Origin of the sequence: Saccharopolyspora sp. CA-218241 (assembly GCF_050954615.1) — a bacterium.
Lineage (GTDB): Bacteria > Actinomycetota > Actinomycetes > Mycobacteriales > Pseudonocardiaceae > Saccharopolyspora > Saccharopolyspora cebuensis.
Window position 1 is genome coordinate 840,038 of the sequence record NZ_CP191860.1, and the last position, 19,577, is coordinate 859,614.

General features: G+C 72.1%; 20 protein-coding genes. 10 read left to right on the forward strand and 10 right to left on the reverse strand.

Annotated features, from left to right (window positions below; genetic code table 11):
- Positions 1 to 28: 28 nt before the first annotated feature.
- Both ACQP0T_RS04225 and ACQP0T_RS04230 read left to right on the forward strand, forming a co-directional pair.
- On the forward strand, positions 29 to 1,312 hold the full coding sequence (locus tag ACQP0T_RS04225) for a hypothetical protein (RefSeq protein WP_433871397.1): 1,284 nt from the start codon (positions 29 to 31) through the stop codon (positions 1,310 to 1,312).
- 97 nt (positions 1,313 to 1,409) lie between these two features.
- Positions 1,410 to 2,549 (forward strand): cystathionine gamma-synthase, encoded by a 1,140-nt coding sequence (locus ACQP0T_RS04230; protein ID WP_433871398.1) that lies wholly within the window; start codon positions 1,410 to 1,412, stop codon positions 2,547 to 2,549.
- Between the two features lie 108 nt (positions 2,550 to 2,657).
- Here the strand turns inward: ACQP0T_RS04230 and ACQP0T_RS04235 are convergent, their stop codons facing one another.
- Positions 2,658 to 2,909 (reverse strand): hypothetical protein, encoded by a 252-nt coding sequence (locus ACQP0T_RS04235; RefSeq protein ID WP_433871399.1) that lies wholly within the window; start codon positions 2,907 to 2,909, stop codon positions 2,658 to 2,660.
- Positions 2,910 to 3,023: 114 nt separating this feature from the next.
- On the opposite strand from ACQP0T_RS04235, the gene ilvA reads away from it, so the two are divergent.
- On the forward strand, positions 3,024 to 4,235 hold the full coding sequence (gene ilvA, locus ACQP0T_RS04240) for a threonine ammonia-lyase (protein ID WP_433871400.1): 1,212 nt from the start codon (positions 3,024 to 3,026) through the stop codon (positions 4,233 to 4,235).
- Between the two features lie 99 nt (positions 4,236 to 4,334).
- Here the strand turns inward: ilvA and hppD are convergent, their stop codons facing one another.
- Positions 4,335 to 5,480, reverse strand: coding sequence for a 4-hydroxyphenylpyruvate dioxygenase (gene hppD / locus ACQP0T_RS04245; protein ID WP_345356480.1), 1,146 nt, complete (start codon positions 5,478 to 5,480; stop codon positions 4,335 to 4,337).
- Positions 5,481 to 5,677: 197 nt separating this feature from the next.
- On the opposite strand from hppD, the gene ACQP0T_RS04250 reads away from it, so the two are divergent.
- Entirely contained in the window at positions 5,678 to 6,166 is a 489-nt protein-coding gene (locus ACQP0T_RS04250) for an Lrp/AsnC family transcriptional regulator (protein WP_433871401.1), read from the forward strand.
- 381 nt (positions 6,167 to 6,547) lie between these two features.
- On the opposite strand, the gene greA is transcribed toward ACQP0T_RS04250, so the two are convergent.
- Together greA and ACQP0T_RS04260 are read right to left on the reverse strand one after the other, a co-directional pair.
- A complete protein-coding gene (gene greA, locus ACQP0T_RS04255) occupies positions 6,548 to 7,036 on the reverse strand; it encodes a transcription elongation factor GreA (RefSeq protein ID WP_433871402.1) in 489 nt (162 codons plus the stop codon).
- A 183-nt stretch (positions 7,037 to 7,219) separates the two neighbouring features.
- The gene (locus ACQP0T_RS04260; protein WP_345356077.1) at positions 7,220 to 7,660 is read right to left on the reverse strand and encodes a DUF4307 domain-containing protein; all 441 of its coding nucleotides are present in this window, start codon (positions 7,658 to 7,660) and stop codon (positions 7,220 to 7,222) included.
- A gap of 238 nt (positions 7,661 to 7,898) precedes the next feature.
- Between ACQP0T_RS04260 and mca the strand changes: the two genes are divergently transcribed.
- The gene (gene mca, locus ACQP0T_RS04265) at positions 7,899 to 8,780 is read left to right on the forward strand and encodes a mycothiol conjugate amidase Mca (RefSeq protein ID WP_345356080.1); all 882 of its coding nucleotides are present in this window, start codon (positions 7,899 to 7,901) and stop codon (positions 8,778 to 8,780) included.
- Entirely contained in the window at positions 8,777 to 9,118 is a 342-nt protein-coding gene (locus ACQP0T_RS04270; RefSeq protein ID WP_433871403.1) for a hypothetical protein, read from the forward strand. Before mca ends, ACQP0T_RS04270 begins: the two co-directional genes overlap by 4 nt.
- 58 nt (positions 9,119 to 9,176) lie before the next feature.
- Here the strand turns inward: ACQP0T_RS04270 and map are convergent, their stop codons facing one another.
- Positions 9,177 to 9,995 carry a type I methionyl aminopeptidase gene (map, locus tag ACQP0T_RS04275; protein ID WP_433871404.1) on the reverse strand — a complete coding sequence of 273 codons (819 nt, stop codon included), beginning with the start codon at positions 9,993 to 9,995 and terminating at the stop codon, positions 9,177 to 9,179.
- A gap of 86 nt (positions 9,996 to 10,081) precedes the next feature.
- On the opposite strand from map, the gene ACQP0T_RS04280 reads away from it, so the two are divergent.
- Together ACQP0T_RS04280 and ACQP0T_RS04285 are read left to right on the forward strand one after the other, a co-directional pair.
- On the forward strand, positions 10,082 to 10,351 hold the full coding sequence (locus ACQP0T_RS04280; RefSeq protein WP_345356089.1) for a helix-turn-helix transcriptional regulator: 270 nt from the start codon (positions 10,082 to 10,084) through the stop codon (positions 10,349 to 10,351).
- 69 nt (positions 10,352 to 10,420) lie between these two features.
- Entirely contained in the window at positions 10,421 to 12,463 is a 2,043-nt protein-coding gene (locus ACQP0T_RS04285; protein WP_433871405.1) for a thioredoxin domain-containing protein, read from the forward strand.
- Positions 12,464 to 12,555: 92 nt separating this feature from the next.
- On the opposite strand, the gene trhA is transcribed toward ACQP0T_RS04285, so the two are convergent.
- A complete protein-coding gene (gene trhA / locus ACQP0T_RS04290) occupies positions 12,556 to 13,233 on the reverse strand; it encodes a PAQR family membrane homeostasis protein TrhA (RefSeq protein WP_369774539.1) in 678 nt (225 codons plus the stop codon).
- A gap of 108 nt (positions 13,234 to 13,341) precedes the next feature.
- Here trhA and ACQP0T_RS04295 point away from each other — a divergent pair, with 108 nt between their 5' ends.
- Positions 13,342 to 14,118 (forward strand): isoprenyl transferase, encoded by a 777-nt coding sequence (locus tag ACQP0T_RS04295; RefSeq protein WP_433871406.1) that lies wholly within the window; start codon positions 13,342 to 13,344, stop codon positions 14,116 to 14,118.
- A 61-nt stretch (positions 14,119 to 14,179) separates the two neighbouring features.
- Here the strand turns inward: ACQP0T_RS04295 and ACQP0T_RS04300 are convergent, their stop codons facing one another.
- Both ACQP0T_RS04300 and ACQP0T_RS04305 read right to left on the reverse strand, forming a co-directional pair.
- Positions 14,180 to 14,428, reverse strand: coding sequence for a hypothetical protein (locus tag ACQP0T_RS04300; RefSeq protein WP_433871407.1), 249 nt, complete (start codon positions 14,426 to 14,428; stop codon positions 14,180 to 14,182).
- 310 nt (positions 14,429 to 14,738) lie between these two features.
- A complete protein-coding gene (locus ACQP0T_RS04305; RefSeq protein ID WP_433871408.1) occupies positions 14,739 to 14,987 on the reverse strand; it encodes a hypothetical protein in 249 nt (82 codons plus the stop codon).
- A 902-nt stretch (positions 14,988 to 15,889) separates the two neighbouring features.
- Here ACQP0T_RS04305 and ACQP0T_RS04310 point away from each other — a divergent pair.
- Positions 15,890 to 17,128: a PhoH family protein gene (locus tag ACQP0T_RS04310; RefSeq protein ID WP_433873588.1), complete on the forward strand. Its 1,239-nt coding sequence runs from the start codon at positions 15,890 to 15,892 to the stop codon at positions 17,126 to 17,128.
- Between the two features lie 499 nt (positions 17,129 to 17,627).
- Here the strand turns inward: ACQP0T_RS04310 and ACQP0T_RS04315 are convergent, their stop codons facing one another.
- Complete coding sequence (locus ACQP0T_RS04315) at positions 17,628 to 19,067, reverse strand: GuaB1 family IMP dehydrogenase-related protein (RefSeq protein ID WP_433871409.1); 1,440 nt, start codon at positions 19,065 to 19,067, stop codon at positions 17,628 to 17,630.
- 84 nt (positions 19,068 to 19,151) lie between these two features.
- A complete protein-coding gene (locus tag ACQP0T_RS04320; protein WP_345356106.1) occupies positions 19,152 to 19,571 on the reverse strand; it encodes a DUF4288 domain-containing protein in 420 nt (139 codons plus the stop codon).
- Positions 19,572 to 19,577: the final 6 nt, after the last annotated feature.

Below are 19,577 nucleotides of genomic sequence, written 5' to 3' on the forward strand. Positions count from 1 at the left end.
CTTCACGCCCGAGGGGGTCAGGAACCCGATGAGCTCTCCGCAGCCGCCTGATGGCGGTCAGCAGGGACAGCCGCACGGAGCCGGCGAGCAGCCGGGCGGCGGCCCGAACAGCCAGCAGAACGAGCAGCAGCCGGGCGGAGCCGACGCGACGCAGGTCGTCCGACCTGCCCAGCCCCCGCAGCAGCAACAGCAGCCGGGTTCGGACTCGACGCAGGTCGTCCCGTCGCCGGGCCAGCAGAGCCCGCAGCCGATGTACGAGCAGCCCGGCCTGGCCGGGCAGCAGGGCGGTGAGGCGGCCACCGCGATGGTCCCGCCGTCGATGCAGCCGCCGCAGCCGATGTACCAGCAGCCGGGCGCACCGGGCGCCTACCCGGGCCAGCAGCCCGGCACGCCCAGCGGCGGCTTCCCGGCCCCGCAGGCGCAGGGCGGCTTCGGCGCCCCGCCGCCGCAGGCGGGCTTCGGCCAGCCCGGCTACCCGCCGCCCGGCCCCGGTCAGCAGGGCCCGGGAAACAAGGGCCTGGCGATGACCGCCGGGTACGTCGCCGCGATCCTCGGCGGCCTGTGGGCCATCGGGTTGCTGATCGGCACGTTCGCCCTCAATGGCGCCTACGCGGCGGTCGAGCAGGCGCAGGCGGCCCAGGAGCAGCTCAACCAGCAGCTCGGCTCGGACTTCTCGCAGTACATGCCCGAGGTCGAGATGCCCGACCTGCCGCCCTACGGCCTGATGCTGATCTTCTACCTGCTCGGCATGGTGGCGGCCGGCGTGATGTGCACGGGCGGCATCATGATCCTGGTGCGCAAGAAGCTCGGGCCGTTGCTCGGGGTCGGCGGTGCCGGTCTGATGGCCCTCGTCATGATCGGGATGATGATCACCTGGTCCGGCGCGACCGGGGTTTCCGGTGTGGTGACCGCCGTCGCGATCGGTGTGCTGGCGTTCCTGCCCGGCACCCGGCAGTGGGTCGAGGCGGGCCCGGGCGCTCCGGCCCCGGTCGCCGGTGGCTACCCCGGCCAGCCGCCGTACGGCCAGCCCGGCGGCTTCCCCGGTCAGCCGCAGCAGCCCGGCCAGCCGCCGCAGCCCGGTCAGCCCCAGCAGCCCGGTCAGCCGCAGCAGTTCGGCCAGCAGCCGCCCTACGGGCAGCCGTCGCCCTCGGGCGGGTTCCCCGCTCCGGGGCAGCAGCCCTACGGGCAACCCTCGCCGTCGGGCGGGTTCCCGGCCCCGGGGCAGCAGCCCGGCCAGCCGCCGCAGTACGGCCAGCAGCCCTACGGCCAGCCCGGCCAGCAGCCGCCGCAGCAGCAGCCGCCGCAGTGGTGAGCTAGCGTGCACGGCCCCCGACCGGATCCGGTCGGGGGCCGTGTCGCATCCGGTCCCCTGCCGGGCGTCGGGGCGCGCAGGCCGTACGCTGCTCCACATGAGCGATGGCTTTGCTACCCGTGCGATCCACGCGGGCCAAGAGGCGGATTCGGCCACCGGTTCGGTCATCGTGCCGATCCACGCCACCTCGACCTACGCCCAGGACGGCGTCGGCGGGATGCGGGCGGGCTACGAGTACTCGCGCACCGGCAACCCGACGCGCACCGCGCTGGAGGAGTGCCTGGCGGAACTGGAGCGCGGTCGGTACGGGCGGGCCTTCGCCTCCGGCATGGCCGCCACCGACGCGGTGCTGCGCGCCGTGCTGCGCCCCGGCGACCACGTGATCATCCCGGACGACGCCTACGGCGGGACCTTCCGGCTGATCGACAAGGTGCTCACCGGGTGGGGCATCGAGTTCTCCCCGGTTCGGCTGTCCGATGTGGACGCCGTGCGCGCCGAGATCCGCCCCGAGACCAAGATGATCTGGGTCGAGTCGCCGACCAACCCGCTGCTCAACATCGCCGACATCGCGGTGCTGGCCCAGGTGGCGCGGCAGGCGGGCGCGCTGCTGGCGGTGGACAACACCTTCGCCTCGCCGTACCTGCAGCAGCCGCTGGAGCTCGGCGCCGACGTGGTGGTCCACTCGACGACCAAGTACCTCGGCGGCCACTCCGACGTGGTCGGCGGCGCGGTCGTCACCTCCGACGAGGCGCTGCACGAGCGGATCGCGTTCCTGCAGAACACCGCCGGTGCGGTGCCGGGGCCGTTCGACGCCTGGCTGACCCTGCGCGGGCTCAAGACGCTGGCGGTCCGGATGGAGCGGCACAGCGCCAACGCCGAACGGGTCGTCGCGGCGCTGCAGAGCCACCGGAAGGTCTCGAAGGTGCTCTACCCGGGCATCGCCGAGCACCCGAACCACGACGTCGCGGTCAAGCAGATGCGCCACTTCGGCGGGATGGTGTCGTTCCTGCACGCCGACGGAGAAGAGGCCGCGCTGGAGGTCTGCTCCCGGACCCGGCTGTTCACCCTCGCCGAATCGCTCGGCGGCGTCGAGTCGCTGATCGAGCACCCGGGCCGGATGACCCACGCGAGCACCGCCGGATCGCTGCTGCAGGTGCCGGGCGAGCTGGTCCGCCTCTCGGTGGGCATCGAGGACGCCGACGACCTGGTGGAGGACCTGCTGACCGCCCTGGGCTGAGCTCGTTCCCGGCGCGGGTGGCGGCACCTCGCCGCTCGCCCGTGCGGGGTTCCAGGGCCGCCGCTCGCCCGTTCGGGTTTGCCGGGCCACCGCTGGAGGAGCAGGTGCTCAGCGGGCCTGGGCGGGCTCGGTGCCGCCGAGCGGCATCGGCTGCTCCGGGTCCCGGGTGGTCACCGGCAGGTCGTCGGGGTGCAGGCAGCCGCCGATGAGCTCCACGACGCCGTCGCGCGCCTCGTAGACGCCGGGGTCGTCGCACCCCGAGCGCAGCACGGCGACGACGGCGGCCCCGGACAGGGCGGTGGCCGCGACGATGCCGGTGACGAGCGGGACCGCCCCGCTCGCTGGGCTCAGCCGCCTCATGCTTCCTCCGCAACCGTGGCGGGTCCGAGCGGTAGTGCGCCCGGTGTCGGTTTTCGCCAGCGTACCCGGGCCGCCGCGCGCGTCGCTCGGCGTTCGCGGTGGCACGATGGACGAATGCGGTTGATCGAGGGGAACGACGTCCGCGCCGCCCAGGCGAAGCTGACCGGGATCACGCGGGTCACCCCGCTGGAGCATTCCCGCGTGCTGGGCGAGCTCTGCGCCGCCGAAGTCCACCTGAAGTGCGAGAACCTCCAGCGCACCGGGTCGTTCAAGCTGCGCGGCGCCTACCTCCGGTTGCTCGGGCTGTCCGCGGAGCAGCGCGCCGCCGGGGTCGTCGCGGCCAGCGCGGGCAACCACGCCCAAGGCGTCGCGCTCGCGGCTCAGCTGCTCGGCATCCACGCCACCGTCTACATGCCCGAGCGGGTCGCGCTCCCGAAGCTGGCGGCCACCGCCGGCTACGGCGCCGAGGTGGTGCTGCGCGGTGCCGTGCTGGAGGAATCGCTCGCGGCGGCGCGGGAGCACGCCGAGCGCACCGGGGCCGAGTTCATCCACCCCTTCGACCACCCGGACATCGTGGCGGGGCAGGGGACCGTCGGCACCGAGATCATGGCGCAGCTCCCGCAGGCCCGGACGGTGCTGGTGCCCACCGGCGGCGGTGGGCTGGTCGCGGGCGTGGCCGCGGCGATCAAGGAGGAGCACCCGGACGTCGCGGTGGTGGCGGTGCAGGCCGAGCAGGCCGCCGCGTGGCCGGACTCGCTGACCGCGGGACGCCCGGTGCGGCTGCGCGAGGCGCAAACCATGGCCGACGGGATCGCCGTGGCCGAGCCCGGCGCGCTGCCCTACGCGCACGTCGAGAAGCAGGTCGACGAGGTCATCACGGTCAGCGAGGAGCAGTTGTCCCGGGCGATGCTGCTCTGCCTGGAACGGGCGAAGCTCGTCGTCGAGCCGGCGGGCGTGGCGGCCGTCGCGGCGCTGCTGGCGCACCCGGACCGGTTCCGGGGACCGATCGTGTCGGTGCTCTCCGGCGGAAACATCGACCCGCTGCTGCTGCTCCAGCTCGTGCAGCACGGGATGAGCTCGGCGGGGCGGTACCTGTCGCTGCGGCTGCGGCTGCCGGACCGGCCGGGCTCGCTGGGCGGCCTGGTGTCGCTGCTCGGCGAGCTGGAGGCCAACGTCATCGACATCGCGCACTCCCGGGTCACCGGCGCGCTGTCGGTCGGCGAGGTGGACGTGGAGATCAGCCTGGAGACGCGGGGACCGGAGCACCGCGAGCGGGTGACCACCAGGCTCGAGGCGGCCGGATACGCCCTCTACGAGCGCCGCTGACCCCAGGCGACCACCACCCGGGTGACGTCGAACCAGGTGAGGGGCACCTTCATCCGGCACAGTCGGATGAAGGTGCCCCTCACTCGGTTCACGAACTGGTCAGAGGTTGCCGCGCAGGTCCTGTTCGCGCTCGATGGCCTCGAACAGCGCCTTGAAGTTGCCCTTGCCGAAGCCCAGCGAGCCGTGCCGCTCGATCAGCTCGTAGAACACCGTGGGCCGGTCGCCGATCGGCTTGGTGAAGATCTGCAGCAGGTAGCCGTCCTCGTCGCGGTCGACCAGGATGCCGTGCTCCTTGAGAGTCTCGATCGGCACCCGCACCTCGCCGATCCGGGCGCGCAGCTCCGGGTCCTCGTAGTAGGTGTCGGGCGTGGCCAGGAACTCCACGCCGTTGGCGCGCATCGCGGTCACGGTGGCGATGATGTCGCCGGTGGCCAGCGCGATGTGCTGGCAGCCCGCGCCGCCGTAGAAGTCCAGGTACTCGTCGATCTGCGACCGCTTCTTGCCCTCGGCCGGCTCGTTGAGCGGGAACTTCACCCGGTGGTTGCCGTTGGCGACGACCTTGCTCATCAGCGCGGAGTACTCGGTGGCGATGTCGTCGCCGACGAACTCGGCCATGTTCACGAAGCCCATCACCCGGTTGTAGAAGGCGACCCACTCGTCCATCCGGCCGAGCTCGACGTTGCCGACGCAGTGGTCGACCGCCTGGAACAGCCGCTTCGGCGCGTCGGCGGGCTTGCGGTAGCCGCCCTGGGCGGCGACGAACCCGGGCAGGTACGGGCCGCTGTAGCGGGAGCGGTCGATCAGGGTGTGCCGGGTCTCGCCGTAGGTGCCGATGGCGGCCGTGCGCACCGTGCCGTGCTCGTCGGAGACCTCGTGCGGCTCCGCCAGCACCGTCGCGCCCTGGGCGCGCGCGTGCTCGACGCACCGGTCCACGTCGGCGACCTCCAAGGCGATGTCCACCACGCCGTCGCCGTGCCTGCGGTGGTGGTCGGCCAGCTCGCTGGCGGGGTCGACCGCACCGCGCAGCACGAACCGGGCCGAGCCGGACTTGAGCACGTACGCCTTGTGGTCGCGGTTGCCCTGCTCCGGGCCGTGGTAGGCGATCAGCTCCATGCCGAAGGCCACCTGGTAGAACAGCGCGCTCTGGGTGGCGTTGCCGACGACGAACACCACGGCGTCCAGCGCCTTGACCGGGAACGGGTCGCGCGTGTCGTCGTGCTCGACCAGGCCGACCAGGCGCTGCATCTGTTCGAAGGTCACGTCGTCGAGCTGGCCCTGCTGGTTGACGGTGCCGGTCACGATGTCCTCCCGAGTCTCGCCGCTTGCGGTGGCGACAGGGTCGCGCGGTAGGGCACCTTGAGCAACAGACGTTGCTTCGGCTGCGCAGATTGTTCAGCATGGGGGCGGTTGAGCCGACCTGAGCAGGTCAGGATGAACAGGAGGTGGCGCCCGTGGCCGCGAACGGGCTCGACGCGCTGGACGCCCGGCTGCTGCTGTTGCTCGCCGACGAACCCCGGCTCGGCGTGCTGGAGTGCTCGCGGCGCCTCGGTGTGGCGCGCGGCACCGTGCAGGCCCGGTTGGACCGGATGACCGAGCGCGGCGTGCTGCGCGGCTTCCCGCCGGAGCTGGACCTGGTCGCGATGGGCTTCGGGCTCACCGCGTTCGCGACGCTGGAGATCGCCCAGGGCAAGCGGGCCGCGGTGGCCGAACGGCTGGCGGTGATCGACGAGGTCTGCGAGGTGCACGCCACCACCGGGCAGGGCGACCTGTTCGTCCGGATGGTGGCCCGCTCCAACGCCGACCTGCAACGGGTGATCGACGAGGTGGTCGCGGTCCCCGAAGTGCGCCGCACCTCGACGTCCATCGCGCTGTCCACCCCGGTCCCACCCCGGGTGCGACCACTCCTGGTCCGCCTCGCCGAACAGGGCTGAGGCACAACGGTGCGGGCACCCGAAACCCGAGCACCCGCACCAGGAACAACGGCACCAAGACGTAGCCACGGCGCTAGCCACCCCACCCGGAGGCCGAAGGCGAAGCACCCACGCACGCGCGACCCGGAACCCTCGTCAGGCAAGCGGCGAAAGCCGCTTCCAGCCCACGCACGCGCCGAACGGAACCCCGGTCAGGCAAGCGGCGCGAGCCGCTTCCGCTTTGCCCCACGCACGCAGCTGGCACCGCCGCGGGTTCTCAGCTGTCTTCTCGCGAGGACGCCCTGATGCCGTGTATTGGAATACATCAAGAAGGGCGCCCGGAGCGAGAAGGCAGCTGAGGTTCCGCCACCCGCACCGCGTCGCAAAGCGAGCGGAACAAAATCACATACTGAAAGGCTCGGCCTTGACGAGGGTGACCTTCATGGTCCCCCCGTTCGGCAGCTCGTACTCCCTGGTCTCGCCTTCCTTGGCGTCGAGCAGGGCCTTGCCCAGCGGGGACTCCGGCGAGTAGACCTCGATGTCGCCGTGCGCGCCTTCCTCGCGGTTGGCGAGCAGGAACTTCTCGGTGTCGTCCTCGTCGTCGTAGCGGACGGTCAGCACCGAACCGGGCATGGCGACGCCGGACTCGGTGGGCACGTCGCCGACCTGCGCGGTCCGCAGCAGCTCCTGGAGCTGGCGGATGCGGCCCTCGATCTGGGCCTGCTCCTCGCGCGCGGCGTGGTACCCGCCGTTCTCCCGCAGATCGCCTTCCTCGCGGGCGTCGTTGATCTTCGCGGCGATCACCGGGCGGTTGGCCACGAGCTCGTCCAGCTCAGTCTTGAGCCGCTCGAAAGCATCCTGGGTCAGCCAGGTCACCTGGGTCTCGCTCACGGTCACCACTCCTCGTCGACGGAGGCTCCGCGCCTACCGCGGGCCAACAGCGTTCCTCGCGCGCAGCGACGGCTGGGAACGGAAAAACACGGCCCGCCCGGGGCCGTGCTGGCATCGACGATAACACGAATCACCACGTCCGGGCCCGGAATTTCCTCGATGCCCGGCGTGGTAAGGCAGTCTTCACCCAATCGGCCGCGAGGGAGTGGACAAATATTCAGGAACCTTGTATGTGCAGCCGTACACCTCCCCGGTGCCTGGAGGGGCCGAGGTGCGGAGCACCACGTCGTGGCGGACGGTCCCGTCGGCCGGCGGGATGAAGACCTCGCCGCGGCCCACTTCGGCGCCGGACTTCTCGCGGGCCCGGACGACGCACGCCGCCGGCCGCTGCGGCTCGTCGCGGCGCACTTCCAGGGTGATCCGCACGTGCCGGTCGTCGACGATGTCGTAGGCCACGTGCTCGCCCTCGACGGGTGCGCTGCCGAGGTTCTGGTAGCCGATCACCGAGGCGCCGACGAGGACGACCGCGGCGAGTGCGCCGAACAGCCACCGCAGTCCCGGCCGCGGCGTTCGCGCTCGAGCGCGCGAGCCGTACCGGCCCTCGGGTAATGGCTGGTGCGTCACCGGCTCGACAGCCTTCCGACGATGTCCCGTGCTGGTGTGAACTCCGGCACGCCCTCGCCTCGACCGGTCCGCCGACGCGGGGGCTGGCGCCGAGGACGTCGGACCCGGAGCCACAATGGGGCGTGGGGAACAATCGGACCCGACATCCACGTTGAGTATCCCCGGGGAGTCTTGCGGCCCGCACGCGGGGGCCGATCCGAGTCGAGAAGATGCTGCAAGCGGGAAGGACGACCGCGCGATGGCGGACAAGCTGCGTCTGATGACGGTGCACGCGCATCCGGATGACGAGTCCAGCAAGGGGGCCGCGACCACCGCCCGGTACGTGGCCGAGGGCCACGACGTGATGGTGGTCACCTGCACGGGCGGTGAAGCGGGCAGCATCCTCAACCCGGCGATGGACCGGCCGGACGTGCTGGCCGACATGCCGGAGATCCGGCGGGCCGAAATGGCCGAGGCGGCCCGGATCCTCGGCGTCCAGCACCGGTGGCTGGGCTTCGTCGACTCCGGCCTGCCGGAGGGGGATCCGCTGCCCCCGCTGCCGGAGGGCTGCTTCGCGACGGTGCCGGTGGAGCTGCCCACCCGCGAACTGGTCGCGGTGATGCGCGAGTTCAAGCCGCACGTGGTGATCACCTACGACGAGAACGGCGGGTACCCGCACCCGGATCACATCCGGTGCCACGAGGTCTCGATGGCGGCGTTCGACGCCGCGGGCGATCCGGAGCTCTACCAGGACGCGGGCGAGCCGTGGCAGCCGCTGAAGCTGTACTACTCGCACGGCTTCTCGCGGCAGCGGTTCAAGCTCTTCCACGACGCGCTGGTGGAGCGCGGCATGGAGTCGCCGTTCGCCGAGTGGCTGGGCCGGTGGGACGAGTCGCGGCCCGACCCGGACGACCGGGTCACCACGCGGGTGCCGTGCGGCGAGTACTTCGACCAGCGCGACGACGCGCTGCGGGCGCACGCCACCCAGATCGACCCGAACAGCCGCTGGTTCGCGGTGCCGCTGGACATCCAGCGCGATCTCTGGCCGACCGAGGACTACGAGCTGGTCCGCTCGCTGGTCGACACCACGATGCCCGAGGACGACCTGTTCTCCGGGGTGGATGAGAAGGTGTGCGCATGAGCACCGGTGAGGTCACGTACTTCGTCGCCCAGTACCTCGGGCCGTCCGAGGACACCGGCGGGCAGGGGCAGGACTTCGGCAAGTCCTCGCCGGTCGGTCTGCTGCTGCTGGTGGTCTTCGGGATCGCCGTGGTCCTCCTGGTCCGGTCGATGACCAAGCACCTCAAGAAGCTTCCGGTCGCCTTCGACCAGGACAAGGCCGCGGAAGCGGCCCCGGCCCGGGTCAAGCGCGCGGAGGCCGAGCGGGCCGCCCGCGAGGCGGAAGAAGCCGAGGAGCTCGCCAAGGCCGAGAGCGGCCCGCCGGGCGATTCCGCGGGCGACGGTCCGGCCAAGTCCTAGTTCACCCGTTCGAGCACCGCGGCGGCGGGCTGGTCGACAGCCGCCGCCGCGGCGCGCGCTAGGCGTCCTGCGCGGCGAGCCGACCGGCGCTCCTCGTCGCGGGGTCCTCCGACTCGCGCCGGGTGAGCACCAGGGGGCCGTCCTCGGTGATGGCGACGGTGTGCTCGGAGTGGGCGGTGCGCGAGCCGTCGGCCGACCGGATGGTCCAGCCGTCGGCGTCGTAGGTGATCCGGTCGGTCGTGCGGGCGAACCAGGGCTCGAGCGCGAGGGTCAGGCCCGGTCGCAGCGCCAGCCCGCGGCCCGGTCGGCCCTTGTTGGAGACGTGGAGCTCCTCGTGCATGGTGCGGCCGATGCCGTGGCCGCCGAACTCGGTGTTGACCGGGTAGCCGTAGTCGCAGGCCACCGCCCAGATCGCCGCCGAGATGTCACCCAGCCGGTTGCCCGGGCGGGCCGCCTCGATCGCCGCCTCCAGCGCTTCCTCGGTGGCGCGGACGATCCGCAGGTCCTCCTCGGCGGCGGTGCCGACGACGACCGTGCGCGCCGAGTCGGCCACCCAGCCGTCGATGCTCACCGCGATGTCCGCGCTGAGCACGTCGCCGTCGCGCAGCGCGTAGTCGTGCGGCAGGCCGTGCAGGACGGCGTCGTTGACCGAGAGGCAGATGACGTTGCGGAACGGTCCCTTACCGAAGGACGGGGAGTAGTCCCAGTAGCAGGACTCGGCCCCGCGCCGTTCGATCATGCCGCGCACGTGGTGCTCCAGCTCCAGGAGGTTGACCCCGACGTCGGCGAGCCTGCCGACCTCGGTGAGCACTTCGGCGACGAACCGCCCGGCCACGTGCATGCGCTGGATTTCCGCCGGCGTCTTCAGCTCGATCACGAATACCTCGCGTCCTGAGTGGTGGTATTACTATACCGGCACTCTAGCACTTGCCGGTATAGTAATACCAGCTCTACGCTGGGGGCATGGTCCGCCAACCGCTCACCCCCGAGCAGATCGAAGCAGGCAGGCGTCTCGGCGCCCTGCTGCGCCGCGCGCGAGCGGGACGCGACCTGGCGGAGGTCGCGCACGCGGCCGGCGTCTCGCCGGAAACCCTGCGCAAGATCGAGACCGGGCGGCTGCCCGCTCCCGGTTTCGGCACGATCGTCCGCCTCGGCGAGGCGCTCGACCTGCCGGTGCAGGACCTGGCAGCCGCCTGGCGCGGCAGCGACCTCCCGCTCGAAGCGGTCTCGTAGCCGCCCCGAAGGACCCGGTCGGCGGCCGTAGCGGTCGAGGCGGCGCCGCCGCGGTGCCAGACTGGGGGCATGGCGAACCGGCTGGCTGACGCGACGAGCCCGTACCTCCTCCAGCACGCCGACAACCCGGTCGACTGGTGGCCGTGGTGCCCGGAGGCGTTCGAGGAGGCGCGACGGCGCGATGTCCCCGTCCTGCTGTCGGTCGGCTACGCGGCGTGCCACTGGTGCCACGTGATGGCCCACGAGTCGTTCGAGGACCCGGAGACGGCCCGGATGATGAACGAGGGCTTCGTCAACATCAAGGTCGACCGGGAGGAGCGCCCGGACATCGACGCCGTCTACCTGGAGGCCACCCAGGCCATGACCGGGCAGGCGGGGTGGCCGATGACCTGCATCCTCACCCCGGACGGCGCGCCGTTCCACTGCGGCACCTACTTCCCGGTCCGGCCGATGCAGGGGATGCCGTCGTTCCAGCAGCTCCTCGCGGCCGCGCGGGACGCCTGGGCCGAGCGCGGCGACGAGGTCCGCGACGCCGCCGCGAAGGTGGTGGGCCACCTCGCCGAGCAGCGCCCGCAGCTGCCCGAGTCCACCCTGGACCACCCGGTGCTGGCCGATGCGGTGTCCCGGTTGCACGCCGAGTTCGACACCGAGCGCGGCGGGTTCGGCGACGCCCCCAAGTTCCCGCCGTCGATGGTGCTGGAGTTCCTGCTGCGGCACCACGAGCGCACCGCCGCGCCGGGCAGCGGCCGCACCGCGCTGGAGCTCGCCGAGGGGTGCTGCGTCGCGATGGCCCGGGGCGGCATCTACGACCAGCTCGCCGGCGGGTTCGCGCGGTACAGCGTCGACGCGGCGTGGGTGGTGCCGCACTTCGAGAAGATGCTCTACGACAACGCGCTGCTGCTGCGCGCCTACGCCCACCTGGGCCGGGTGAGCGCCGAACCGGCCCTGGCCCAGCGGGTCGCCCGCGAGACCGCCGGGTTCCTGCTCACCGACCTGCGGACCCCGGAAGGCGGGTTCGCCGCTTCGTTGGACGCCGACACCGAAGGCGTCGAGGGGCTGACCTACGTCTGGACCCCCGGCCAGCTCCGCGAGGTGCTCGGGGCCGAAGACGCCGACTGGGCCGCCCAGGTGTTCGGCGTCACCGAGGCCGGCACCTTCGAGCAGGGCAGTTCGACGCTGCGGCTGGTCCGCGACCCGGACGACCCGGCGCGCTTCCAGCGGGTCCGGGAGGCGCTGCTCGACGCGCGGGTGCGCCGCCCGCAGCCCGGCGTGGACGACAAGGTCGTCACCGCGTGGAACGGTCTGGCGATCGTCGCGCTGGTCGAGGCCGCCGCCGCGCTCGACGAGCCGGAGTGGCTCGCCGCCGCCGAGCGCACCGCCGAGCTGCTGCTCGACCTGCACCTGGTGGACGGCCGGTTGCGCCGCACCTCCCGGCTCGGGGTGGTCGGCACCGCGGCCGGCGTGCTGGACGACTACGGCTGCCTCGCGGAGGGACTGCTCGCCCTGCACCAGGCGACCGGCGCCCCGCGCTGGCTCGACGCCGCCTGCGGGCTGCTGGACACCGCGCTGGAGCTGTTCGCCGACGCCGAGGCGCCCGGCGGCTTCCACGACACCGCCTCCGACGCCGAGGCGCTGGTGCGCAGGCCCTCCGACCCGACCGACAACGCCAGCCCGTCCGGCGCCTCGGCGGTCACCTCGGCGCTGATCGCGGCCGCCGCGCTGGCCGGACCGCACGCGGCGCACCGCTACCGCGAGGCCGCCGAACAGGCGTTGTCCCGGGCCGGGCTGATCGCCCAGCGCGCGCCGCGCTTCGCCGGGCACTGGATGGCCGCCGCCGAAGCCCGCGAGCACGGCCCGCTGCAGATCGCCATCGCCGGACCCGCGGGCGACTCGCACCGCGCCGACCTGCTGGCCGCCGCGCACCGGGACGCCCCGGGCGGTGCCGTGGTGCTGGCCGCCGACCCGGAGGCGCCGGGCGTCCCGCTGCTGGCCGACCGGCCGCTGGTCGACGGCAGCGCCGCCGCCTACGTCTGCCGGGGCTACGTGTGCGACCGCCCGGTCACCGACGTCGACGAGCTGGTCAGCGCCCTCCGCCGCCCGGCGGAGACCTGAGTCGGCCGCACCCGTTCAGCACCTGAGCGAGGGGCACCTGCATCCGGCCATGTCGGATGCAGGTGCCCCTCACTCGGTCGGGTGCGCGGCGCTCAGGCGTAGAGCGCGAGCCAGATGGCGATGTGGTGGCACAACGCGGCGAGCGAGACCGTCGAGTGGAAGAACTCGTGGTAGCCGAAGGTCTTCGGCCAGGGGTCCGGCCAGCGGGTGGCGTAGAACACCGCGCCCGCGGTGTAGAGCACGCCGCCGACCAGCAGCAGCACCAGGACCGCGACCCCGGCGTTGTGCAGGAGGTCGGGCAGCACGAACACGGCGACCCAGCCGAGCGCGATGTAGACGGGCACGCCCACCCAGCGGGGTGCGTTGGGCCAGGCGAGCTTGAGCACCACACCGCCGAGGGCGCCGCCCCAGACCACCGCCAGGACCAGCGCACCGGTCGTCGGCTGCATCGAGAGCATGGCCAGCGGGGTGTAGGTGCCCGCGATGAACAGGAAGATCATCGAGTGGTCGAGCCGGCGCATCCAGGTCCGGGCGCCGAGGGTGTTCCACGTCTTGCGGTGGTACAGGGCGCTCACGCCGAACAGGCCGAGCACGGTGGCCACGTAGATCGAGGTGCCGAGCGCCGCTTCGCCCGACACGGTCGCGGCGGCCAGCGCGATCAGCGTGGCGCCCGCGATCACGGAGACGACGAGGGACCACAGGTGGATCCACCCGCGCATCCTCGGCTTGACGAAGGCGGTGGCGCGGCGGGCCGACAGGGCGCTAGTCACACCCCGAGGTTACGGGACCGTAGGTCGGGGCGCGGGTGACCTTCGTCGTAACCGGTTGGGCCAGGGAGGAATTCGCCGCCCGAGCAGGTCGGCGTACTCTCGTCGAGCGTGACGCTCAAGGTTCGGCTCCGGGAGTTCATCCTCGACATCTACGAGCGGCGGCTGCGCCGCAAGCTCGACGGCTTGCAGCACCCGCGCCACGTCGGGGTCATCCTCGACGGCAACCGCAGATGGGCCAAGGAAGCCGGTCTGGAGGCGGCCTACGGGCACCGCGCGGGCGCCCGCAAGATCGCCGAGATGCTCGGCTGGTGCGAGCAGGCCAACGTCGAAGTCGTCACGCTGTGGCTGCTGTCCACCGACAACCTCAGCCGCAGCAGCGACGAGCTCAAGGCGCTGCTGGAGATCATCAGCGGGGTGGTCGACGAGCTGACCGGGCCGGCCAAGCCGTGGCGGGTGCGCATCGTGGGTGCGCTGGACCTGCTTCCCACCGAGACCGCCGCCCGGTTGTCGGCCGCCGCGCTGCGCACCGAGGGCCGCGGCGGGATGCAGGTCAACGTGGCGGTCGGGTACGGCGGTCGGCGGGAGATCGCCGACGCGGTCCGCAAGCTGCTCCAGCGGCACGCAGAGGCGGGCACGACCATCGAGGAGCTCGCCGAGGTGCTCACCGTCGACCACATCGCCGAACACCTCTACACCTCGGGTCAGCCGGACCCCGACCTGATGATCCGCACCTCCGGGGAGCAACGGCTGTCCGGTTTCATGCTGTGGCAGTCGGCGCACTCGGAGTTCTGGTTCTGCGAGGCGTACTGGCCCGCGTTCCGGCAGGTCGACTTCCTGCGCGCGCTCCGCGACTACGCGGTGCGGCACCGGCGCTTCGGCGGGTAGCGCGGACGGCAGCGCGGGGGCCGGACCACGATCGGTCCGGCCCCCGCGCTGGATCAGCAGATCACTTGTCCACGTGCGGGTGGTCCACGATCGGCGCGTTGTTGCAGTCGCTGGTCTGCGGCGAGGCGACCGGCACGATGACGCCCAGGATCGCGACGTTGTTGCCGCACAGGTTGATCGGCACCGCGTTGATGTTGAGGTCGTTCAGGATGTTGATGCCGTCGTTGCCCGCGCTGTCGGCGTGGGCCATCGGGGCGAGCGCGAGCATGCCGGCGGCGGCGCCACCGACGATCGCGGCCTTCTTCAGCATTCCGGTTCCTCCTTCGATTGCCGCGGCGTCCTCGTCCGGCGCGTCGAGGGAAGGCTCGCGGTGGCGGGCATTCGACCGCGAAAGGGTCGATGCGCCACCGCCGCCACGCCGGTTCGCCGCAGCGATTACCACTGTCGTGTGATCGGCGATCACATCATTGCCGGTCGCGGGATCGAAAAGGCGACCGGGAAAACTCAGCGCTCCCGCTGTGCGCGCGACTGTGCGCGCGATGGGGCGCCGGACCGAACCGGCGCCCCGCTGCGCGGTACCACCTCGATGAGGCGGTGGTCCGCAGTGCGACCGAACCAGGTCAGTCGACGTGCGGGTGGTCCACGATCGCCGCGTTGTTGCAGTCGGAGGCCTGCGGCGAGGCGATCGGCACGATGACGCCGATGAGCGCCGCGACGTTGTTGCCGCAGGCGTTGATCGGCAGCACGTTGACGTTGTTGTCGTTCAGCGCGTTGATGCCGTCGTTGCCCGCGCTGTCGGCGTGGGCCATCGGGGCCAGGGCGAGCAGGCCGGCGGTGGCGCCGGTGAGGATGGCGGCCTTCTTCAGCACGTGAGTAACTCCTTGTTCTTGGGACGGAGATTGAGTGCGATCGCCGCTCGGTGAGAACACCAAGGGTTCGCTGAGGGAAGCACCCGGGCGAAAACATAGCGAAGAAGACCAACGAGAAGACAGCTCAGTAACACCATTGTGTGTAATATTCGATGAGACCGGTCGGATTTCGTTGCGACGGCAAAAAGAGCGGGTCGTGGCGCTGTTTCCGGAATTGCCGTTCGGCGGTCCGCCGAACCCGGCCGACGGATGAACTTCCGGTCGGACGCGATTTTCTCCACCGTGATCGGCGGACCATTCTTTCGTGCGGGAGAATCACTCGTTCGGTCGACCGTTTGATCACCGCTCGTGCTTCTCGGCGGTGCGTCGGCTCCCGCCCGGGCACACCCCGCTGACCTGCTCCGCTGTTCCTCCCGGCGGCCGCCCGGACCGGTCCGCACCGCCGCGGCAAGTCCCTGATCAGGGCGGGAGCGCCACGAGGTGACGCGCGAGCGACGATCCGCTGAATCACCTGTGTGGTCGTCTGCCTCCCGCCGATCACGCAGGTAGCGTGCGCGGTGACGGGTCGTCCAGTTCCGTAAGCGGCCCGTCCGGGGAGGCCCTGACCGTGGCTGTTGGCCGGAGCGGACGCCAGAACGTCCACCGTGGTCGCGGGGGGCCGGTGCGCGGCCCTCACGTCGCCCCCGGCGGACTCCGGTCCGGCCCGGGCGCGGCGGGGCAGGCCCGGCCCGCCGACGAGCGGGTGTGCTCGCCACGCCCGCGAGGGAGTAGCCGTGACCGCACGACGTTCCCAGCCGCACGCGGACCCCGTTCACCCGGAGGCCGCTGCCGTCGCTGGTGCTGAGACCGAGGTCCGCACGTACGTCCTCGACACCTCGGTGCTGCTGTCCGATCCGTGGGCGATGACCCGTTTCGCCGAGCACCGCGTGGTGCTCCCCGTGGTGGTGGTCGGTGAACTCGAGGCCAAGCGCCACCACCCCGAACTCGGGTGGTTCGCCCGCGAGGCCCTCCGCGCGCTCGACGACCTCAGACTCCGCCACGGGCGGCTGGACACCCCGGTCCCGGTGGCGGCCGAGGGCGGCAGCCTGCAGGTCGAGCTCAACCACTCCGACCAGCAGGTCCTACCGCCGGGCTTCCGCGCCGACTCCAACGACGCCCGCATCCTGGCCTGCGCGCTGAACCTGTCCGCCGACGGCCACCGGGTCACCCTGGTCACCAAGGACATGCCGCTGCGGGTCAAGGCGGCCGCGGTGGCGCTGGACGCGGAGGAGTACCGGGCGCAGGACGTGGTGTCCTCCGGCTGGACCGGGATGGCCGACGTCGACGTGCCGCCGGGCTCGGTCGACGTGCTGTTCAAGGACGGCGTCGCGGATCTCGACGAGGCCCGCGAACTGCCCGCCAACACCGGCGTCCGGCTGCTGGCCGGAACGCAGAGCGCGCTCGGCCGGGTCACCGCGGACAAGCAGGTGCGGCTGGTGCGCGGCGACCGGGAGGCGTTCGGCCTGCACGGGCGCTCGGCGGAGCAGCGGATCGCGCTGGACCTGCTGCTGGACCCCGAGGTCGGGATCATCTCGCTCGGCGGCCGGGCGGGCACCGGCAAATCGGCGCTCGCGCTGTGCGCGGGGCTGGAGGCGGTGCTCGAACGCCAGCAGCACCGCAAGGTCGTGGTGTTCCGGCCGGTCTACGCGGTCGGCGGTCAGGAGCTCGGCTACCTCCCCGGCACCGAGAACGAGAAGATGCAGCCCTGGGCGCAGGCGGTCTTCGACACCCTCGGTGCCATGTGCAGCGAGAACGTCCTCGACGAGGTGATGGACCGGGGGATGCTCGAGGTGCTCCCGCTGACCCACATCCGGGGCCGTTCGCTGCACGACTCCTACGTGATCGTCGACGAGGCGCAGTCGCTGGAGCGCAACGTCCTGCTCACCGTGCTGTCCCGGCTCGGCGCGAACTCCCGCGTGGTGCTCACCCACGACGTCGCCCAGCGCGACAACCTCCGGGTGGGCAGGCACGACGGGGTCGCGGCGGTGATCGAGAAGCTCAAGGGGCACCCGCTGTTCGCCCACGTCACGCTCACCCGCTCGGAGCGCTCGCCGATCGCGGCGCTGGTGACCGAACTGCTCGAAGGCGACTTCATCGCGTAGGGATGTGCGGTGGTCCCGCGGCGGGGCGGTGCCGGTGGCGGAACCTCACCGGGCTTCTCGCTGCGGGATCTCCGACATCAGGCCGGTTCACCACGTCGGAGCGGTCCTCGCGAGAAGCTCGCTGAGCACCCGCGGCGAGGGCGGGGCGGAAGCGACTTCGCCGCTCGCCTGAACCACCCGGGGTCGTCGAGGCTGAACCGTTCGGGTGGTGTTTTTCGAGGTGAGGGGCACCCTTGTCCGAGTAAGGACCGCTTTCAGAATGATCTGCGTGGCGGTGCGGGTGGCGGAACCTCAGCGATCTTCTCGCTCCGGGATCGCCTCCTGATGTACCAACGACGTACACGGCGTCGGCGCTGTCCTCGCGAGAAGACCGCTGAGAACCCGCCGCGGTGCCGGTTGCGTGCCTCACCGCATGCGGCTCCGCCGCATTCTGAAAGGACCCCTAACCGGGACAAGGGTGCCCCTCACCTGGGTCACTTCCGGGTGAGGGGCGGGTGCCTCACCAGCCGGTCGGGAGCGGGCGGCCCTCGGCGAAGCCCGCCGCGGACTGGATGCCGACCGTCGCGCGTTCGTGGAACTCCTCCAGGGTGCGGGCGCCCGCGTAGGTGCAGGCCGAACGCAGCCCGGAGGTGATCTGGTCCAGCAGGTCCTCGACGCCGGGGAAGCGCGGGTCCAACTGCATCCGCGAGCTGGAGATGCCCTCCTCGAACAGCGCCTTGCGGGCCCGGTCGAACGCGCCATCGGTGCGGGTCCGGGCCGACACGGCGCGCTTGGAGGCCATCCCGAAGGACTCCTTGTAGGCCCGGCCGTGCTCGTCGCGCTGCAGGTCGCCGGGGGACTCGTAGGTCCCGGCGAACCAGGAGCCGACCATCACCGACGAGGCGCCGGCGGCCAGGGCCAGCGCCACGTCGCGCGGGTGGCGCACGCCGCCGTCGGCCCACACGTGCTTGCCGAGCCGGCGCGCCTCGGCGGCGCACTCGGCGACGGCGGAGAACTGGGGGCGCCCGACGCCGGTCATCATCCGCGTCGTGCACATCGCGCCCGGGCCGACGCCGACCTTGATCACGTCGGCCCCGGCCTCGACCAGGTCGCGGACGCCCTCGGCGGTGACCACGTTGCCCGCCACCACCGGCACCGACGGCGAGACCGACCGCACCGCGCCCAGCGCCGCCACCATCTTGTCCTGGTGGCCGTGCGCGGTGTCCACCACGAGGGCGTCCACCCCGGATTCCAGCAGCGCCGAGGCCTTGGCCGCCACGTCGCCGTTGACGCCGACGGCGGCGGCGACCCGCAGCGCGCCCCGGTCGTCCAGGGCGGGGGAGTAGATCTCGGCGCGCAGCGCGGCCCGGGCGGTCATGATCCCGGCCAGCGCACCGTCGGAGTCGACCGCCAGCGCCACCGGCCGGGCCTGCTTGTCGAGCTGCTCGAACACCTGGCGCGGTTCGGTCTCCAGCGGCAGCACCACCGGATGCCGGTCGGCGACCTCGCCGACCCGGGCGAACCGGTCCACCCCGGTGCAGGCGTGCTCGTCGACGACGCCCACCGGCCGGGACGCGTCGTCGACCACGACCACGGCGCCGTGGGCGCGCTTGGGGAGCAGGTTGAGCACGTCGGCGACCGCGGCGTCGGCGTGCACCACCAGCGGGGTGTCCCACACGGGGTGGCGCTGCTTGACCCAGGAGACGATCTCGCCGACCGCCTGCGGGTCGACGTCCTGCGGCAGGACCACCAGGCCGCCCCGGCGCGCGACGGTCTCGGCCATCCGCCGCCCGGCCACCGCCGTCATGTTCGCGACCACGATCGGCAGGGTCGTGCCGCTGCCGTCGCTGGTGGCGAGGTCGACGTCGAAGCGCGACTCGACGCCGGAGCGCCGGGGGGCGAGGAAGACGTCGTCGTAGGTCAGGTCTGTGGTGGGCTGCTGCCCGTTCAAGAACCGCACGTCATCCCACCCTACGGGTTCCGGCGAGGCGCTCCCAGCTCCGCGCGGGCGGCAGCCCTTCGGGTGAGGCGGGGCGTGCGTGCGTCAGATGTCGTCGGAGAGCAGCGGCTCGAAGCTCCGGTACGCGTCGTAGTTGCGGAAGAACCGGCTGTAGAGCTCGCTGCCGTCGTCGAAGGTGGCGTCCTCCAGCGGCTTGACCTCCACGACCTGCTTGAGCCGCCAGGTGATCAGCTCCTGGTGCTCGTTGTGGTAGCTGGTCTCCTGCTGCTTGCCCGCCTCGGTGGCCTTCTCCCGCGCCTCCTCCTCGGACTCCGCCTTGAGCAGCACGAAGGACTCCTCGTAGAGCGGGCGGTAGTCGGCGGCCTCCGCGGCGGATTCCAGCAGCAGCACGGCGACGTAGTGCTCCCGCTCGACCGGGTGCGCCCCGGCCTGGAAGTCCCTCGGGTCGATGCCGCCCGAACCGATGTTGACCGAGGGGACCTCGTCGAACTCGTTGCTGCTCATGGCCCC